The sequence below is a fragment of the Streptomyces malaysiensis subsp. samsunensis genome, assembly GCF_024519315.1.
GTDB classification, from domain to species: domain Bacteria; phylum Actinomycetota; class Actinomycetes; order Streptomycetales; family Streptomycetaceae; genus Streptomyces; species Streptomyces malaysiensis.
The window spans coordinates 1-18,119 of sequence record NZ_JANIIC010000048.1 but is presented as its reverse complement, the minus strand read 5'-3'; the positions used below and the strand labels follow the sequence as shown (position 1 = coordinate 18,119).

The 18,119-nt window shown below is 68.3% G+C and carries 16 protein-coding genes and 2 pseudogenes; 7 read left to right on the top strand and 11 right to left on the bottom strand.

The genetic code is table 11. The features are described 5' to 3' along the window. Positions 1-434: 434 nt before the first annotated feature. From NQU54_RS33055 to NQU54_RS33010, 10 genes and pseudogenes are all read right to left on the bottom strand, one after another. Positions 435-1,223 (bottom strand): hypothetical protein, encoded by a 789-nt coding sequence (locus tag NQU54_RS33055; RefSeq protein WP_257634228.1) that lies wholly within the window; start codon positions 1,221-1,223, stop codon positions 435-437. Positions 1,224-1,543: 320 nt separating this feature from the next. Beyond that, positions 1,544-2,215 (bottom strand): hypothetical protein, encoded by a 672-nt coding sequence (locus NQU54_RS33050; protein ID WP_257634227.1) that lies wholly within the window; start codon positions 2,213-2,215, stop codon positions 1,544-1,546. A 234-nt stretch (positions 2,216-2,449) separates the two neighbouring features. Next, positions 2,450-2,647, bottom strand: a pseudogene (locus NQU54_RS49465) (DUF5999 family protein); the annotation flags it as partial. Between the two features lie 155 nt (positions 2,648-2,802). Beyond that, positions 2,803-3,114: a WhiB family transcriptional regulator gene (locus NQU54_RS33040; protein WP_257634225.1), complete on the bottom strand. Its 312-nt coding sequence runs from the start codon at positions 3,112-3,114 to the stop codon at positions 2,803-2,805. A 124-nt stretch (positions 3,115-3,238) separates the two neighbouring features. After that, positions 3,239-3,535: a hypothetical protein gene (locus NQU54_RS33035; protein ID WP_257634224.1), complete on the bottom strand. Its 297-nt coding sequence runs from the start codon at positions 3,533-3,535 to the stop codon at positions 3,239-3,241. Positions 3,536-3,689: 154 nt separating this feature from the next. Then, positions 3,690-3,875 (bottom strand): hypothetical protein, encoded by a 186-nt coding sequence (locus tag NQU54_RS33030; RefSeq protein ID WP_257634223.1) that lies wholly within the window; start codon positions 3,873-3,875, stop codon positions 3,690-3,692. Between the two features lie 243 nt (positions 3,876-4,118). Further along, on the bottom strand, positions 4,119-4,259 hold the full coding sequence (locus NQU54_RS33025) for a hypothetical protein (protein ID WP_257634222.1): 141 nt from the start codon (positions 4,257-4,259) through the stop codon (positions 4,119-4,121). Positions 4,260-4,503: 244 nt separating this feature from the next. Further along, on the bottom strand, positions 4,504-5,151 hold the full coding sequence (locus tag NQU54_RS33020) for an ATP-binding protein (RefSeq protein WP_257634221.1): 648 nt from the start codon (positions 5,149-5,151) through the stop codon (positions 4,504-4,506). A gap of 157 nt (positions 5,152-5,308) precedes the next feature. Then, positions 5,309-5,644 carry a hypothetical protein gene (locus tag NQU54_RS33015; RefSeq protein ID WP_257634220.1) on the bottom strand — a complete coding sequence of 112 codons (336 nt, stop codon included), beginning with the start codon at positions 5,642-5,644 and terminating at the stop codon, positions 5,309-5,311. Positions 5,645-6,074: 430 nt separating this feature from the next. Continuing rightward, positions 6,075-6,878: a hypothetical protein gene (locus tag NQU54_RS33010; protein WP_257634219.1), complete on the bottom strand. Its 804-nt coding sequence runs from the start codon at positions 6,876-6,878 to the stop codon at positions 6,075-6,077. Between the two features lie 370 nt (positions 6,879-7,248). Here NQU54_RS33010 and NQU54_RS33005 point away from each other — a divergent pair, with 370 nt between their 5' ends. The 7 genes and pseudogenes from NQU54_RS33005 (at position 7,249) to NQU54_RS32975 (ending at position 17,063) form a co-directional block, all read left to right on the top strand. Then, positions 7,249-8,169 (top strand): sigma-70 family RNA polymerase sigma factor, encoded by a 921-nt coding sequence (locus tag NQU54_RS33005; protein ID WP_257634218.1) that lies wholly within the window; start codon positions 7,249-7,251, stop codon positions 8,167-8,169. A gap of 1 nt (position 8,170) precedes the next feature. Then, positions 8,171-9,511: a UTRA domain-containing protein gene (locus NQU54_RS33000; protein WP_257634217.1), complete on the top strand. Its 1,341-nt coding sequence runs from the start codon at positions 8,171-8,173 to the stop codon at positions 9,509-9,511. Next, positions 9,508-10,212, top strand: a complete 705-nt coding sequence (locus NQU54_RS32995) for a P-loop nucleotide/nucleoside kinase family protein (protein WP_257634216.1) — start codon at positions 9,508-9,510, stop codon at positions 10,210-10,212. The genes NQU54_RS33000 and NQU54_RS32995 overlap by 4 nt, the downstream gene beginning before the upstream one ends. 724 nt (positions 10,213-10,936) lie before the next feature. Beyond that, positions 10,937-13,360 carry a hypothetical protein gene (locus NQU54_RS32990; protein ID WP_257634215.1) on the top strand — a complete coding sequence of 808 codons (2,424 nt, stop codon included), beginning with the start codon at positions 10,937-10,939 and terminating at the stop codon, positions 13,358-13,360. 226 nt (positions 13,361-13,586) lie between these two features. After that, positions 13,587-14,675 (top strand): annotated as a pseudogene (locus NQU54_RS32985) (RNA-guided endonuclease TnpB family protein); the annotation flags it as partial. A 61-nt stretch (positions 14,676-14,736) separates the two neighbouring features. Next, positions 14,737-15,159, top strand: a complete 423-nt coding sequence (locus tag NQU54_RS32980) for a zinc ribbon domain-containing protein (protein ID WP_306279319.1) — start codon at positions 14,737-14,739, stop codon at positions 15,157-15,159. 509 nt (positions 15,160-15,668) lie between these two features. Beyond that, positions 15,669-17,063: a hypothetical protein gene (locus tag NQU54_RS32975; protein ID WP_257634214.1), complete on the top strand. Its 1,395-nt coding sequence runs from the start codon at positions 15,669-15,671 to the stop codon at positions 17,061-17,063. A 281-nt stretch (positions 17,064-17,344) separates the two neighbouring features. Here NQU54_RS32975 and NQU54_RS32970 read toward each other — a convergent pair whose 3' ends face one another. Then, complete coding sequence (locus NQU54_RS32970; RefSeq protein ID WP_257634213.1) at positions 17,345-17,791, bottom strand: hypothetical protein; 447 nt, start codon at positions 17,789-17,791, stop codon at positions 17,345-17,347. Positions 17,792-18,119: the final 328 nt, after the last annotated feature.

The following is an 18,119-nucleotide window of genomic DNA, read 5'->3' as shown; positions in this document are numbered from 1 at the left end:
CGTGCCCGAAACGGGGGTAGGTGGGGGCGAAATGAGGGTGTCGGTGGCCGCGTTCTGCGGCACGTCGGTGATTGCCACGAGGGCCTCCGGAATGGGTGGTTCAGGGTGGGGGCGAAACGGTGGGGGCCGCTCCCGAAACGCTGGCGGCTGCTGCCGAAATGGCGGTCGGTGGAGCCGAAACGGGCTCCGTGGGGGCCGTTGCCGTCCCGGAGCGGGCTGTGCAGAAGGGCCAGCTGCCCGTGGTGCGGACGGCTGGCCCGGGGGAGTGCTGGAGGTGCGAGCGAAACGGACCGCGGTTCCCACCGGCCGGGAGCGAAATCGCACTGCCGAGTCACCGCCCGGCTCGAGCCACCGGGACTCAGCCAGGCGGTGTGCCGAGGGGATCGCGCGGACGCGCTCGGTCAGCTCTCGGCGGGCGGCCGCCCGTGGCGGGTTCAGGCGGGAGAGTGGTGGGCCAGGTCCACGTCGCCAGCCAGCTGCGCGACCTCACGCAGCCGCTCCCGCTGTTCGTTGATCTCGCGGGTGAGGGCCTCGACCAGCGGGGTGCTGTGCCCGTAGGACGTCTCGTACTCCCAAACGAGGTCGATGGACCACGCCGAAGCGTCCAGGCCGAGTTCCTCAGCGACCGTGGTCAGCCGCAACTCGTCGCGCTCCCCGGCGATGTGGATCTGCTCGTCGGCCAGCTTCGCGAGCTTCTCGGCGACCTGGTCCCACGCGACGGCCGCCTTCTTGGCGACCTGCTCGGCATCGGTCAGCCGCAGCAGTTGCATACGCCACCTGCCGTCCTCGGTCTCCCAAAAGCCCTTGAACACCCGGCGCAGCTCCGTCAGGGCAGCCTGCCACTCCTCCCACACAGGCGCGGCCTCGCGGAGCAGCGGACCGGCCAGCAGTCGCATCCGGGCCTGGGACCATACGGTCCGCGCGGCCTGGTATTGGTAACTGAGCTGCTTGCGCTGCTCGTAGGTCGTCGTCTTGTCGTCGTAGACGGCCGAGGGCGCTTCCGGCTTGGGCTCGCGGCCGGTGAAGGGGGCGAACCAGTAGGTGGTCCATCCCTCGAACTGGCCGGGCTCGGCGCGCTGGAAGTGCGGGTGGTGGTACCGGCTCATGTCGGCGACGGGCACGGCCGAAACGGGGGCTGTCGGCTCGGCCGGCGTCTTCGGGTGGGGGAAGCCGCCGAGGCCGTTGTCGTCCAGGGGGTGCTTCAAAGCGAGGGTGCGAGGCATCCGGTCCTCCTGTGTTGAAGGGGTCCGGCCCTGGGGCTCTACGGGGCCGGGGCGTGCAAAAGGCCGGCCACCCGTGCGGGCGGCCGGCCGTGGAATCGGGCCAGCAGGTAACTGGTGCGGGCTGTCTGACTCCCCGCGCCTCTGCCGGTACCAGCCGCACGGGCCGGGACGGGCAGAGGAGGCAGCTGACAGGCGGCGCAGTGCCGATCAGAGGTTGTGGGTGATCGCGAAAATCAGTGAGGCGAAACCGGCGAAGATCGCGAAGGCGTAGAAGAGACGCATGAGAACTCCCGTTGAGTCGTTGATCAGGTGCGGGCGGATCAACCGTCCTGGGCGTGGCTCCCGGTGAGGAAGGCGACCGTGCGCACGTGGACGCGCTGTCGATCGACCGCCTCGGTCAGCTTCCGGATGAGGGGAGTGGAGCGACGCTCGTAGTCGTAGTAGTCGCCGATCAGCCAGCCAGAGCTGTCCACGCCGGCCCTTTCGTAGGCCTGGGCGGGGGAGAGCTCGGTGGACACGTAGTCGTGGTGGACTCCGGCGATCCTCCGGCCCTGCTCGTCCCACGCCTTCGCGGCATCCATGGCGTTGTTCTGCCTGGTGATGAGCGTGGAGACGGCCGCGTACCAGTGACCGCTCTCGGTGCGGTCCAGCGCAGCGAACGCCTCGTCCATCTCCCGGCGTGCCTGTCCGGCTGCGGCCCACACGGCGTCGGCACCGACGGCGGCCCTCTTCAGGTCGCGCACGTAGCGGGCGTCCCGCCACAGGGCGCGAGCCATGCTGTATTCCTCCTCCAGCAGTTCCTTCGCGGCGCGGGAGAGCGTCTCGTCCCGCCAGGAGGCGGCGGGCCAGCGGGGCTCGTCCTCCTCACCGGTGAACTCCCGGAAGCTCAAGCGAACAGTGTTGTACTGGTTCTTCTCAGCACCCCGGAAGTGGGGGTGGTGGTATGCCGCGGTCTGCTGCACGGCCTGTTCGATGTCGACAAGGCTGATCATCTATGTCCTCCTGGACGGGCAGACGGTCCGGACTGTCCGGCTCCCCCTCACCGCCCGCACCGGCCGCCAGGATTTCGGCGTCGGTGCGGGCGGATCAGGCAGCCGTCAGGCCGACCAGTGGTCGGTGGAGGAGTTCGCCAGAGCCGCAGCCACGTTGGACTTCCCGCTGCCGGCCGCGCCCCCGATGAGCGCGCGGGTGTCCGCGGGCCGGAACGACAGCACCCCGTCGACGTGGGCATTGGTGGGCCGGTGAGGAGCGATGATGCGGCCGTCGGGGAGCAGCTCGCCGGTGTCTTCAAAAAGAAGGACTCCGTTGCACAGCAGGCTCCAGCCCTGCTCCGGGTGGTGCGCCACGAGGTGGGCGGCCTCGCGGTCGGAGCTGTCGGCCGACGGGCACACCGGTGTGTGCGGGCAAACGGGCGTCGTTGCCATGAGTGATCTCCCTTGAATGCGATGCAGGTTGAGGTATGGGCCAGAGAGCAGCCGGATCGAGCGGTCGGCTACTCGGTGCGGTCCCTGCGTTCTCCGCCGCCACCGGGCCGGAGCAGATTCCGGGCCGGTGGCGCCCGGGCAGCCCAGGGCTGCGATCAGGCGCTGGTGTTGCGGGTGCGCTTGCGGGCGGCGCGGCGCTTCATACGGCGGCGGTCGTCCTCATCGGTGCCGCCCCAGACGCCGAACGCCTCGCCGCGCTCCAGGGCGCCCTGGAGGCAGCTCTCCATCAGCGGGCAGTGGCGGCAGACGGCTTTGGCTTTTTTGATCTGGCGCAGTGCGGGAGCGGTGTTGCCGATGGGGAAGAACAGCTCGGGGTCCTTGTCGGCGCAGGCCGGGCGGGGGCCGGCGGGGCCGACGGTGGAGACGGCGCCGTAGCTGTACGGGGCAGTGCGTACGATGGTGTGCACAAGGGCCTCCCAGAAGGTCCGGTAGTGACGAAGCGGCCCCGGGGATGCGAGCCCCGGGGCTGTTGTGTGTCGGCGGTCTCATGGCCGGGGCGGAGCACCTGCGTCCGGGGAAAACTTCGGGTCGTCAGGCAGCACGGGTAAAAGCGTTCGCGCCCCTGCCGGATTCGGCCTTGCCGCACCGGATCAGGTAGTCGGAGCCGGTCCAGGCCGACCCGACCGGGAACGGCTGCCCGTCGGGACGCAGCGTGTCGCGCACGATGACCGCCCACCGCGCGCCAGCTCGGCCGAGGAGCGCCGTTGCCCTGATCGGGTCCCTGATGAGCACCAGGACCTCGAAGCGGCCGTCGACGTTCTGGTAGATGGCGCCGGGGCGGCGGGGGCCGATCTCGTCGTCGGCAGACGGCAAGGGGATGCTGTTCAAGGTCGGAAGTCCTCTCAGTGGCCTTCGCATGTCGGGCCCCGCCGGGGCGGGGCAGTGCGTCCTGCGCACTCCTGGCAGCCGCCTCTCCGAGCGGCAGCCAGGGCAGCGCGGGCTGCGGTCAGCGTCAGTTGGGGGAGGGCATCAGCGGCCGAGGTCAGCTGCTCAAACTGCTGATTTCGTCGTTCAGCTCGTGGATCCGGTCGGCGAGCTGCCGCCGCCTGCTGCGGGACAGGCTCGGCCCGCGCAGCTCGTCATGGATGGCCGCCAGCTGGGCCTGGGCACGCTCGAGCGGTGTACGCGGATCACGCGGTTTCGGTGTTGTGGGGCTGGGTGCACTCATCGTCGGAGCCTTTCGGAGTGGGTAAATGGCGTGGACAGGGTGGCCGGCGTCCAAGGCCACGCCCGCCGCTACGTCCGCGGCGAGCAGCAGGGCGAGGGCGGCCGGACTCCGCACGCCTCGCGCGGCGATGACGTGTGCGGCAGCCGCCTGCGTGGCCCGAGCTATGTCGGTAATGGTCAATAGGGATGTGGAAGGTAAGGCGCTGCCCTCACGCCGGGAGGAGCGAGGGCAGCGCGGTTATGTTCAGGTGATGTCCGGCGGTTCGGGACGGTGCCGGACCCTGGCCGATCGGCAGGTGGCCGTCGGCGGGGTCACGAACGTGACGCCTACGTCGTTCCAGCCGTAGCAGATGTCGCGTTCGTACCGGCCGTTGCGGGACGCCATCGGTTGGCCGCAGCAGGTCAAAGCGATGCGGGCCCCACAGTGATCTCCGTGGGGCCCGCAGACGCTCGTGATGGCGCGTCAGCGCCGGTAGGAACTTGTTGTGGCTGGCCTCGGGCAGGCCAGCCACAACAGAGTCAGCCGATGGGGCGCTGGCAGCCACAGACCTTCTGGTCGCCGGGCACTTCGGCCTGGCAGAACCAGCACGTCCAGGACGCGACGATCAACAGACGTTGAAGGATCTTCTTCATCGGACACCCGCCTTCACCGTCACACCGGCCGCCGGGGCAATCTCGGAAGGAATCGGGTGAGGGTGCCTGCATTCGTCGTTCGGTCCGCAGCTGCAACCCTTCTCGATGTGGCATCGGATCTGCTTGCCGATCGGCAGACGCCCGACGGTCCAACCCGGTGCCAGCACATCCAGCAGGTGCAGGCCACGCCCGCACTCCGCGTCGTCACTGTCCATCGCCGTCTTACGGCGGGTGGGCAGCAGATCGCCACGCGGGTCGCGGACGATGACGGTGACACCGCGGTCAGCAGAGGCGTACGCCTCCACTAACAGCTGGACGCCGTCACCGCAGACCCGCACGGCATTACCGATCAGCTCCGAGACCACCAACTGCGCGGTCTCGGCAGCCTCGCGGTCCGCCCCGCACTCCACCGGCACGGTGCCGACCAGCTCGCGCACGGCACCGAGCGTGACAGCCGAGGCGGTCATCCGAGCGACGACGCCGCGAGCGTGGCGCCGGACGCGCAGCCCAGGGGCAGACGGGAGGGGCGGCAACTCGCTCCGCCTCTCCTGCTCCTTGACCCGGCGCAGCGCCTCGTCCGGGTCCGGATCGCTGTCGCCCTCATGGGCGCGAGGAGGCGGTGGGGATGTCATGATGGTGCTCAAGGTCGTCTTCCTCCTACAGATTTCGACCGAATCGGCCCCGGGGCGCTATCCCGGGGCCTTCATCGTTTTGACCGACTGCCCGGACGAGCAGCCGCGGCCGCTGGGCATCCGCCAGGTGAGCGGGGATGTCCAGGGCCGTGGTCGCTGGTACGAGGGATCAGGCGGCCACCACGACCGCCGCGGCAGGGCTTCGGACTACAGCGGCCGGAGTGAGGACGTCCTCCCGCGCTGCGAGTTGCAGCAGAAGGAAACGCCACAGCACGATGCGGGCCTGGTCGGCGATCCAGCCGGGCACCCCATCGGTGTCGGGGGCGTGACTGCGGCGAGGCTGAGAGAGCGCCCCGGTCCAAGTCTGCTGAGCGAGGTCATTGGCCCGGTGCCAGTCAGTGACCAGGAGACGGGAAGTGATGTAACCCCGCAGCGCGGCCTGGTGGTCGATGAACTCCTGCTCAGGCGGGGAGTAGCGGCGGCTGGTGTGATCGATCGTGGTCATGTCGATCTCCGTAGATGTGAGCAACCGGCAACGGCCCCGGGACGCGATCCCGGGGCCGTTGTCTTTGGTAAATTTTTGGGCATCTCACCCAATCCGGCGATCAGCGGATCAGCGGGCCACGCCCGGGTCCGTCCAGGCGCCGCACTTGGAGTTCGACACACCCACTGACCCGTGCTGCTGTCCTTGGACATGGAGCTTCCGCAGTGGCACGTCACGCACTCCACCCCCCGAACCACAACCGGTTCCCACCCGACGTGGGCCATGCAATGCTGCTGATCACAGGTTCCTCCAGATCAGGGCCTGTACAGGCGGCCCCGGAGCTCTCACCCTCCGGGGCCGTCGCCTTCCGACTACTCGGGACGAGCGGCCGCGGCCCCGGCCTCCCCGCGTACGGGATGGCCGGGGCCGTAGTCGTTCGTGCGTGGGCGATCTATCGGCTGAGCTGCTTCAATCGCCTCGCGAGCATCGCGATCGCGCTCTCGAAGTCGGCGTGCTCCCAGGGGTTGAGCTTCGGGCTCAGCTGCTTGAGCTTCATCTCCAGGGCGTCGTGGACGCGCTGGATGTCGGTCCGGCGTACACCGGCGGCGGTCGACGCCCATTGGAGCTCGCGCAGCAGCCACAGGCCGCGCTCCCGCTGCTCAGCCAGGTCTTCTCGAAGGGTGAGGGCCGCGCGGCGGGCGGGCTCGGTGCGCTGCTTGTGCGTGTAGAGGTGGGCGAGCCGACCGCCTTCCGTGCAGCGGGTGTGACCGGGCTGTTTGCAGATCGGGCAACCTTTGCGATGAGCGCGGTAGAGCTTGAGCGCGGCGTTGGCGTCAAGCAACGGCGCCAGGATCTGGGTGACGGCCGGGACGACCGCCGTCTTCGGCTTCCGTGTGACGCGGGTCGCGCGGCGGCCATCGGTCTCCGCGACGCCCTGCTGCAGGCGCTGCCACCACACCTCGAACTTCACGTCGACGATGACTTGCCGGTTGCTGCCCCTCGAGCAGCGGATTGCCTCCTCCTCGCCCGCGGGACTGGTGTGGTGCGGGACCAGCTTCTGGACCTTGGCCTGGATGCCGGTGATCGGTACCCAGGTCGTGCAGTCGGGGCAGATGAGCGACGCGCAGGCGGGCCGCAAGTCGTACTGGTGAGGCTTGAGAGTGGAGAGGACGAGCGCCGGTCGGGCACTGATCTTCGGAGTACGGGTCCGGCTCCGCCGCATGCGTGCGGTGGGCTCAAGGGTCGAAACGGGCATGCGGGCGCTCCTTGCATAGGGAGGGGCTGGGCGTGCGTCGCGGTGCTCTCTCCGCCCTCCAGGCCGCACGGCGAACCGGCGTCCTGCAGCACGGACAGCGCATCAGCGCTGCGATGTGCACGCAGATCAGTCGAGAAACCCGGGGGATTTGGTGGTGCCATCGACCCCGGCCACCCCGTGGAGGGGCAGACGACCTACTGCGGTAGTGCTTGTGGGCGCTGGCGTGCCGATATAGCGAACGCAACCGAGGAATTTAGCGCCCTAAACCGCTCGGCTACTGAAACCATAGGACCCGTCACAGCGCGCGTCAACCATCTTGAACCGATGCGGTTTAATGGGGTAAACATGATCTCGCGAAGGGAGGCACCGCATGGAGCGGGAACAGCTCGACGGGGACTTGCCCTCCCTGAAGGAGCAGTTCGACGCGGCTTTCGACGTCGTCCTGTCCCGGCTGAAGGAACTGTCCGACCCCCTAGAGCGGGCAAAAGTTGCGCATACTCTCGCCGGTCGGGTCCAAGACCACGGCAACGAATTTCAGGCCGTCCGCAACGAGGCTATGAACGAAACGCTACGCGTCGGCCAACTGAACAGCACCCAGTTGGCAGCTGAGCTCGGCATCAGCAAGGGACGAGTGAGCCAGCTCGCTAAGGGCGCTCCTCCAGAGCGTCTGTTCCTCGGTTCGGGGAAGGTCATCGTGGCCCTCGCCGAGAAGCTGGAGGATGGCAAGCTGCAGGATGGCCGAGACAAGCCCGTACAGGGCCCTGTGATCGCCACCGAAGATGTCCAGACCTACGAGCGCCTACGTGAACTGGCTGAAGACGTGGGCCTGGAGATCGCGTTCGAGCGGATCTCCCTCGGTGGCAATGTCCGGCTCAACCGGAACAACCTGGTCGTGATCTGTGGCCCGCGGCTCTCGCCCCTAATCGAGCAGATCCTTGAGAGCGACCCTCACCTGCGGTTCGAGAAGGATGACGACGGCTGGCACCTCGTCGACCGGAACACTGGCCAGGTCTACCGATCTCCCATGGACGAAGGCGGGAACGGCGACATCGCCTACTTCGGCCGCCTTCCCCGGCCAGACGGCCAGGGGGCCTTCCTTTACATCGCAGGCATCCACGCTCGCGGCTCCGGTGGCGTCGTCCACTGGCTCAGCCAAGAGCTGGCCAACGTGCACCGCGAGCTCAAGGTCAAGCGGTTCTCGACCCTCATTTCCAGCCGGTTTGACCCGGAGACTCTAGAGATCGTCGAAAGCGAGCGAATCACGCCGTTCTACCGCCCGGAAGGGGCCTGACGTGCAGGTATCCGTGGCATCGACCCAGGGTATGGGCGCTGCGAACGAGGACACAGTCCACGTCAGTCCTACCGGGGTCGTCGTGCTGGACGGCCTGTCTGCCCCGAGAGACCTGCCCATGGGGTGCATCCACGGCACTCCATGGTTCGTGCGACAGCTCGGCACGTGCCTGATCAATCTGATCGGCGACAACACAGTGAGGCTGCGGGAAGCTCTGCGAACCGCCATTGCTGAGGTCAACGACCTGCACCGTGACACCTGCGCGTTGGACCAGGAGGCCGTGCCTGCGTCCACCGTCGTGATGATCCGTGAGCGGGACGACGTCCTTGAATACCTGGTTCTCTCTGACAACGTGCTGGTGCTCGACCTCGGCGACGACGGCATCCAGACCGTCACCGACAAGCGGGTCGAAGAGGTCGCCGGCCACGAAATGCGCGCCGCCCTCCAAGGCCCGACCGGTACTCCCGAGCATGCGGCACGAGTCTCCGCACTCGTCACCGTCCAGCGTCGCCTCCGCAACCGACCAGGCGGATACTGGGTTGCGGCAACCAACCCGGCCGCCGCTGACGAGGCAATCACCGGGGCTCTCAACCTTTCCAAAGTCCGGCAGGCCGCGCTCCTGACGGACGGCGCGAGCCGACTCGTCGACAGCTTCGGCGCCCTAAGCTGGGCACAACTCCTTGACTTGCTACGCACCGAGGGGCCAGCCGCTCTTATCACCCGCACCCGTGAAGCTGAGCTCGCTGACCCGGCTGGCGAGCGGTGGCCACGGTTCAAACGATCGGACGACGCGACCGCCGCATACGTGCGTATTGGCCAGCCCGTGTCTCTCTCCTCTGGGGCTCAGCGCGCGGAGCGCGGGAAGCGCACCGGTTCCTCCTGGTGTGCGGGGGAGCGCTCCGATGGGCACACCGCAACTATCATTCCCGCCCCGCGTGAGGTTGCGAGGGCTCTCGGTGTAGAGCCAGGTGACGAGGTCATTCGGCGGAGCCGCGTCTACCGCGACCGGCATGGCATCGTCGCGTACTCGACCTCTTGGATCCCGATTAAGTTCGGTGAAGCGGTCCCCGAGCTGTTGCACAGCGAGCGTCTCAAAGAGGGCCTATCTCTGGACCTGATCGAACAGGCTACGGGGCGCAGAGTCGTGACGCGCGAGGATGAGGAGACCGCGCGCATGGCTACCACGCAGGACCTCCAACTCCTTGAACTGGAGGCCGACACGGTGGCGGCAATCCTGGTACTCACAGCCAGATTCCTGGACGCTGACGGCCAGGTCCTGGAGTACGGAGTCGACCTGGGCGCCCCTGGCCGCACACGACGGACCACTTCGGACGTGCGATGATCGCCCGCGACATTGCTCTGGAGGGCACCAGAGCCCTGATCACGGATGGGCGACCCAAGATCACGCGCACGCATGCAGTCCCGCACAGCCGTCAGGCGCGCACGCCTCTCGCTGTCCTCATGACCGGAATGCCTGGCGCAGGTAAGACGACACTCGCCCGCGCGCTCGAGCAAGCCGGCTACCAGCGGCTCTGCCCAGATGAGGAGATGTTCCGCCGCTACGGTCATTACGGCATTGATTTCCCTCGCGGTCAGTTCCGCGTCAGGGAGGCTCCTGTCCTCAAGGACATCGCGGTGGAGTTCCGACGTCACCTACAGGCAGGCCACGACACCGTAGTTGACCACGGCTTCTGGACACCGGAGGAGCGCGCCGAATGGCGGCGAATCGCAGAGGAAGGCGGCGGCGTGCCCGTGCTCATCTACCTACCCGCACCACATGAAGTGCGTTGGGCGCGGGTCAGAGAGCGCAACCAAAAGGCGACGGTCGACGCCAACTCGATCGAGTTCAGCGAAGAAGACCTGCTGAGGTTCGCGACGCGGTTCCATCCGCCATCTGCCGATGAGCCGCACATCGTGTACGACTCAAAGCCGGACAGCGTGCTAACCGAGCTCCGCCATGTCCTTCCTTGCGGGGATGTCGCTCCGCAACTCCCGCCCGACACGGCTGCCCCTGGAGTCTCTAACGCCCCGTCGGAGGAGTAGGGTGGCCCCGACATTGATCAAAAAGGAGTGGCCCCATCAACCGGCCTTGGACAAGCCGGGAGGGGCCACAGTGGCCGACGGATCTTGTGATGGGGATCCGAAAGCCTGCCGACACCCTTATAGCCATACGAGGATGATCGACATGGATCAGGGTACCTCGCCCAGTCCCCAGACACACCGCACCCCGCCGTGGGGTCAGCGACGCATGCGTGAGCGCTGGCCCCACGGCGGGGTGTTTGTGTTCTCTGCGCCCGCCTCGACACACACCTCTGGTGTGGAGGGGGTCTGCATGATCTAGCTCTGAGACGGCGGCTTGGCCGCCGGGGCGCTCAGCCCAGGTGATGTGGCAGTCACCTCGGCTCAGCGCCCCTCACGTGACCGGAGGGTTTGGCAGCCCCTCCGAGGGGATTGTTCGCCGGTTGGCAGACCGGACGAACGGTTCATTTCAGGTTCTGACCAGAACCGAAGCACCTACGAGGGGGCTTCTTTGTGCCGTCAGGCGGGAGGCCCGCGACAGGAGCATTGTGCATGACTGCACGAGGGTGCGCCAGCTTTGGCATGCCTGCGTACCCCTTATCGAGCCATTCACCTGGCAAAACCGCTGGTCACCTGAGATCAAGATCACAGTTCGCCGCACCCCATTGAGGGCGATTTTCGCCTCATCGAGTGAATTGATCTCGTTCTTCCTGACTGCTGCTTCAAGGTCCCCATCTGAGGAGGGCCAGTGAGCACCGCGGCGGCGGAGGCCGCTGCGGGTAGTCGGGCGTTGGGTCCGCGGCCGCGCCTGCGGGCTGTTCCGGATCAGGCGGGACCGGCGCCTCGGCGTGGTCCGAGTCATCCTCTGGTGTTGGGGTGTGATGCACGGGCCCGGCTGCGATGCGCGGTGCGTGAACTGCTGAACGTACCGGGGCTGGAGGGTTTGCCGGATTCGGCGCGCCTGGCGGTCATCGTGTTGGCGGCGAAGACGTCAGCGGAGTCGGGTCTGGTGGAGATTCGGGCGGGTGAGCTGGCTCGGTGGCTGGGGCTGTCGGTGTCGCGGCTGCGCCGGATCGTGCGGATGCTGCACGAGGCGGGTGTCGTGGACCGGGACACGGCCACAGGGGACTGGAAGGAACACACGGGCCTGGAGTGCAAGGTCCTGCCGCTGTGGGCCGCGTATGGGAAGCCTGGGCATCCGCTGGCGCTGGTGCAGCGCGAGTTCGCGGTCTTCCTGCGGCTGGTGGAAGCGGTGTTCGGGCCGGGCTGGCGCCATCGTGACCGGCCGGACACGCCGGCTGGACTGTTGGCGTGGCGCAAGGGCCGGGGTGGCTGCACCGATCGTCTGGCGCTGCTGGTGCTGGTGCTGGAGGCGACGGAGACGGGCCGGGTGCGGCTGTGCGGGGGGAAGGTCAACGCGCGCGGCCGCGCGGCGGCGACGCTGGCGCGCCTGCTGGGGTGTGGACTCGCTGGGGCTGAGGCGGTGTTGGAGCGGCTGGAGGCTGCTGGGTTGGTGGCGCGGCCGCGCCGGGAGACCGTTTCCGATCTGCGTCACCGTGGTCGGCTCGTGGTGCCGGCGGTCGCAGCCGCGCACGGCAAGAACGCCGCCTCCGTCGTCCGGGAGCAGCGCGTTCGGGCAGCGAAGCCCGATTTTTCAGACCCCGACGCTACGCCAGGGGGCAGTGACAGCCCCGAGGCCGATGAAGAACCGCAGGTAGAGGAGGAGCCGGCTGCCGAGGAGGCCGGGACTCCAGACCCCGACGTTGTGCCTACCCTTCACACTGATCACGCTTCTGGGGCCGGTACTTGTGGTGATGGTGCTGGTGGATGGTGCTGTTCCGGCAACGCCGGGTCGGGGTGCTGTGATCGGCCGGAACGCGCGCGTGCGCGCGAGGACCAGGCCGTCGACGGCGAAACGGCCTCTGCCGGGTCAGCGTCGGCGGTGGCTGAGGAGTGCCCGCTACGCGGGGAAAAGCCGAAAAAGTCCTCGGTTGATGAGCGGGATGGACAGCGCGCTCCCCGAGCTGAGGCCGGTGGCCGTCCGAAGGCCGTGGGCGGTGGAAAGACGCAGCGGCAGCGGAGGGTGGGCCTTCCGGCTGATCTTGGTCTGCGGGTGGCACTGGGGCCAGTCGCGTGGTTGTGGGAACGGCTGAACGGCTGGCAGCAGGATCGGGTCGAGGAGGCCGTGAAGAGGGAGCTGGGGCGGCTGAAGGATCTGCTGATGCAGCCGGATGCCGCCCCGCGGCTGCTGGCCGACCGGCTCACCGACCGGCTGGAGGAGATCGGTGGTGAGGCCCTGGTGCGGAGTCCGTACGGCTGGCTCATCCGGCGGGGCCTGGTGCAGCGGCCGGACTGCTCGGACCTGCGGTGCGATGACGGGATCCGCCTGGACACCGGCGGCGAGTGTGAGAACTGCGGCAATGTGATCCACCTTCGCCGTACGCGGCGTGCCCGGATCGCTGCGGAGATCGACCGAGCGTTGCCCGGCCTCGGTGCCGATGTGCGGCGTCGGATTCTCGAAGACCGGCTCCGTGAGCAGGTGGCCATCGAGGCGGAGGACTTCGTGTGGCGGCGCGAGCAGGCCGCGGCCGAGCAGGCCCGCTGGCATGCCGTCCGTGGGGCCGCCGGGGGCCACGCGGAGTCCGAGCGCCAGGCCGCGGTCGGTGCGCTCCGGCAGGCGAAGGCTGCCCGGCAGCATGGGGTGGGCGGTTTGAGCGTTGATCCGGGCTCGGGACGTCGTCCGGCTGACCGGAGTGGGGGCGTGGGCGTCGAACCGCGGGTGGCTCCGGAAGTATCGGTTCCGGAGGCGCCGGTGGTGTGCGGGGTGTGCCGGACCGAGGGGCCGGTGGATTCGCTGTCGGGGGTGTGCGGTTCCTGTGCGGGGGAGATGCAGGGGCTGCTGGCGCCGGAGATGGAGCGTTTGGACGGTGATGGGCAGCGGCTGCTGATGCGGCTGGTCTCCGGCGGCGGGAACCAGGCCAGCAGTCGGTCCTGGAAGTGCAAAGTGCCCTCGTGCGGTCGGCGGCAGGTCGGTGTGCCTCCCGCTTCCGGGCGGTGCGCTCCCTGTGATCGGGAGGCTGCCGGAAAGCCGCCCCCGTGGGAGGGCATCAGGGGTGACCGGGCGCGGCCGCGAGGTGCAGCCGGATCGGCCGACCCTGCCGATCGGGAGTAGGGATCTGCGTCCCCGACGGTGCGATCGCCTGCCCCACCTCGGGTGCTCGTCCATCGGGGTGTCCCGCGCTCGGGAGCTGCGCGGGGCCGTGCCGAACGGGCTCAGCTGACCAACGCGCCGTCGATCAGGAGGTCCTGGCGCGCGTGTGAATGCCCAGGTCAGCACCGATTGTCAGTGGTCGCCTCTACTGTTTTCGACGCCGTCGCAGTGGGGCTGAGTTGAGGAGGTGGGTTGGGTGCGGCAGGAGGTCCTTCGTGCGTTCAAGTTCGCGCTCGACCCGAGCCGTGTCCAGGGGGAGGCGTTCACGCGGCATGCTGGCGCAGCTCGGTGGGCGTTCAACCATGCGCTGGGGATGAAGGTGGCCGCGCACCAGCAGTGGCGGCGTGAGGTCCAGGCGCTCGTGGGCCAGGGTCTGCCGGAGGTAGAGGCCCGTAAGAAGGTGCGGGTGCCCGTTCCGACGAAGCCTGTGATCCAAAAGCACCTGAACCAGATCAAGGGCGACTCCCGTCGGGGCGATCTCCCCGAGGGGGCCTATGGTCCGGCGCGGCCGTGCCCGTGGTGGCATGAGGTGAACACCCACGTGTTCCAGTCGGCGTTCATTGATGCCGACCGGGCGTGGCAGAACTGGCTGGATTCGCTGCGCGGGGCTCGGGCGGGGCGCCCGGTGGGGTATCCGCGGTTCAAGAAGAAGGGCCGGGCCCGGGAGTCGTTCCGGCTGCATCACGATGTGAAGCGGCCTTCGATCCGGCTGGCCGGCTACCGGCGGCTGCGATTACCGACGGTGGGGGAGGTGCGGCTGCACGAGTCGGCCAAGCGCCTGGCCCGCCTGGTCGACCGCGGAGAGGCGGTGGTGCAGTCGGTCACCGTGGTCCGCTCAGGGCACCGGTGGTACGCCTCGGTGCTGTGCAAGGTCACCGCTGAGCTGCCCGAGCGGCCCACCCGACGACAGCGCGAGCGCGGCCGCGTCGGCGTCGACCTGGGCGTCAAACACCTCGCCGTCCTCTCCCAGCCCCTCGACCCCGACGATCCGGCATCAGCGTTCGTCGCCAACCCCCGCCACCTGCGGCAGGCCGAACACCGACTGGCCAAAGCCCAGCGCGCCCTCTCACGCGCCCAGAAGGACTCCGCGCGCCGAGCCAAGGCCCGGCGCCGAGTGGCGCGGCTGCACCACGAGGTCGCCGTGCACCGCGGCACCGTGCTGCACGCGATGACCAAGCAGCTGGCCACGCGTTTCGCTGAAGTCGCCATCGAGGATCTCAACGTCGCCGGCATGACGCGAACCGCCCGTGGCACCCTCGAGGCGCCCGGCCGCCGCGTGAAACAGAAAGCCGGCCTCAACCGCTCCATCCTCGACACCTCGCCCGGCGAGCTGCGCGCTGCGCCGCCAGCTCTCCTACAAGACCCTCTGGTACGGCTCCATCCTCGCGGTCCTGGACCGCTGGTGGCCCTCCAGCAAGACCTGCTCCGCCTGCGGGTGGCAAAACCCACGCCTCACACTCGCGGACAGGACGTTCCACTGCACCAACTGCGGGCTGGGAATCGACCGGGACCTCAACGCCGCCCGGAACATCGCCCAACACGCTGTTGCAGCTGCTCAATGCCCTGTCGCCCCTGGTAGAGGGGAGACACCAAACGCCTGCGGAGCCTCCATGAGACCGCCCAGCCCACGGGCTGGACGGCAGGAGGTGATGAAACGGGAAGACACCGTCCTACCCAGGCCGGTGCCACCTCAGCGGAGCGATCCGCTGACGCTCTTCACCCTCAACGACATCGGTCACGAGACGGCAAACCGACCATAGAGTCGCAGGCCAAACAGTGTCCGACCCATACACGTGGGGAGCGACCGACCGTGCCGAAGATCTGGACGTCCGGGATGTCGTCCGACCCATACACGTGGGGAGCGACCGAGGAGATCACCCTGAACAGCCTGGTGGTGAGCGTCCGATCCATACACGTGGGGAGCGACCGCCCGCGACAGGAGCATTGTGCATGACTGCGCGGTCCGACCGTACACGTTGGGAGCGACCGTGACGGTGACTTCCGAATCCGGTGGTCGGGGTGTCCGACCCGTACGCGTGGGGAGTGACCGCCGAGGCCGCGCGTACGGGCGCTGCGCCGTGCCCGCGTCGAGCGCGCCCAACGAGGCAGTGCCGCAGCTGGTGACCAGGCCCTGTCTGACCGGCGTACGGCATGAGCGCTCAACTTGGCCAAATACCGCTGTGCTAAAGGGCTGTGGTTCGTTGTAGAAGCGAACATGGAAGTGTTGTACTAGAAGCGCAGCACTTGCCGGGAAAAGAAGGGCAACGCTTTGTCGCACTACTTCCGTCCCCTCGCGAACGGCACCCGAACCGATCACCCAGTCCCGGGCCTGCCGTTCGTCGACGACTCCCATCTCCCGCTGGACGAAGGCCCCGAGGCCATCGAGGCGGTCGGCCGCCACGAGGCCCAGGGCACCTGGGGGCGCTTCGACCCCGAGCGTTCCAACGGCGGGTGGCGGGCCTTCACCACGGACCCCATCAACCACAAACTCGCCTGGGCCGTGCGCTACCACCCCGATCACGGCCGGACCGTGATCCTGATGAGCGACGGACACACCTCATCCCTGCACAACGACTGGGCGGGAGACCCGCTGCTGTACCGCGCGGGCGGCTACTGGTGGGACGGCACCACCTGGTACCGGCCCGGCCAGATCTGGGACTTGGTCAGCCAGGACTACGAGCGCCGCAAGGCCCAGGCCGCGGTGACCGTCACCGCGGCCGACATGCTCGACGGCCGCGCGAACCCCTCCCGCGCGCACGCGCTGAAGGTCGCCACCTTCGACCGCGAGGCGCCGACGCCGGCGAACTGGCTCGATCACCTGGCCCTGTGGGCGCAGTTGCACGCGCAGCAGGAGAACGCACTGCCGCTGGAACGGTGCGTCGTCAACGTGGCCAGCCCCGAGCTCTCCGGCGACCAGCTGCTGGGAATCCCCGCAATGGCCGCCATGGGGGAGATCAGCGCCTCCACCCTGCGGTCCTACATCTCGCGCCGGGAGAGCGACGTCCCGCTGCCGCAGGCGACCGTCGGCGGCCGCGCGCAGTGGTCGCGGCCGGTAGCCGAGGACTGGGTGGAAGCACGCCGGCGCTCCGCCGACGGGGTGCGGGCGGCGATGTCCGCCGGCGACCGCCACGACCTGTCACCAGGCGCCGCCGAGGTCCGGGACCGGTTCGCCAACGACTTCCTCAACACCCTCTGGGAGCGCCCGGACGTCCGGAAGCGGTGGATCCTGCGCCAGCGTAACGAGGCGTCTGTCAAGGAGGTCGCCGACAACCTGGCGTGGAGCGTCGCGGTCAGCCTGGACCGCATCCTGCCCACCGACATCCTCGGCGCGACGATCCGGCATGCCGTCCTCGATGACTTCGGTCAGATGCTCAAGCTCCGCGACGCGAAGGACCGGAAGAAGGCGGCCCAGGCGCCCTACTGGTGGGACCTCAACCTGACGATCCCGGTGGCGAAGATGCTGGACTGGTTCGTCCGGCACCATCCCGATGCGGCCCACTGGACAATCGGCGAGATCATGCGCGAGGCCCACAACCGCTGGGACACCCCCGCCGACGCCACCGTCAGGGCCCTGCGCAGTGCGCTGAACATGGACGGCGAGCTCAGCGAGGAGGTTCTGAGGGACTACTTCGATCGGCTCGGGCCCGGGAAGCAAGCCACCTGACGTAAAGGAGGTCCGGAGCCAATGCCAGTGGCTCCGGACCCCGGTCGCGACCCGTAGCGGCAGCGCGAGTCCAGGTATCCCCTGATCGCTTCACCGGCGGCCAGCCTGCCGGGGTTCTCGGTCACACAAGACGGCTTGACGCCGAAGATGACTGCCCGCTTAGCCGCGGCTTGAGAGCAGGTCACCATGGGTCAGCCCCCTGACGCGGCTGGTGAGAGCTGTGGACGGCCCCGCCTATCAGGCGAACTCCAAGGCGGGGCGTCGATGTTTCGGGGGCGTCTTTACCGCATCGCCGCGTAGTCCTGTGGTGCCTTGCGGAGGATCTCGAGCATCTGGTCTTCGTTCAGTTTCCGGAATGCCACTGCGGACGAGTTCGCGATCTTTCGGAACAGGACGTCGGCAGGGATCGGCGGCAGGTCGGCGAAGACAGGGTGATGGTCTGATCCGGCGCCTTCGCTGAACTCGCGGTGCAGCAGCCACACCGCCTCGGCGAACATTGGGTAGTTGGTCTCGTGCTTGCTCCACAGGCACCGCAGCGCGTCGCCGCCGAAATCCCGGTTGATGAATCCCCAGACGTACGCCATCTCGGCCGTCTTGTCCGGGTGCTTGTCGTCGTTCAGGTATCGGATCCACTCGTTCAGGATGTCCCAGCGCAGCGCGCTGACGATCACCCCGGTCGGTGCCTCGCTCGGTCGTAAGTCGGCGGCGAACTCATCATTGGAGGTCATCTGGAGACGGTAGCGAGAAGCACCGCCGCCCTGCCACGGCGCCCGCGTCGCCAGTCCCTGCGCGCCCCACGGCATAAGCCGGTGGTGGCTCAAGCCCCTCTGGAGAGCGAACACCACCGGTGACACGATGACTTCGGGGAGAGAAGGGGGCTGCGTGCTCGAGGACCGACGGCAGATCCAGACAGCGGTGTTGGGCAGCGCGGATTCGGAGGAGCCGCTCATGCTGCCGTTGGAGGCGATCGAGCTGAACGTGTTCCGTCGCCGGTATGAGCAGGAGACGTTCTGGTGCGGGGTGCTGCTCGGCGGTTGTGGTGGCCAGCTGGCCACG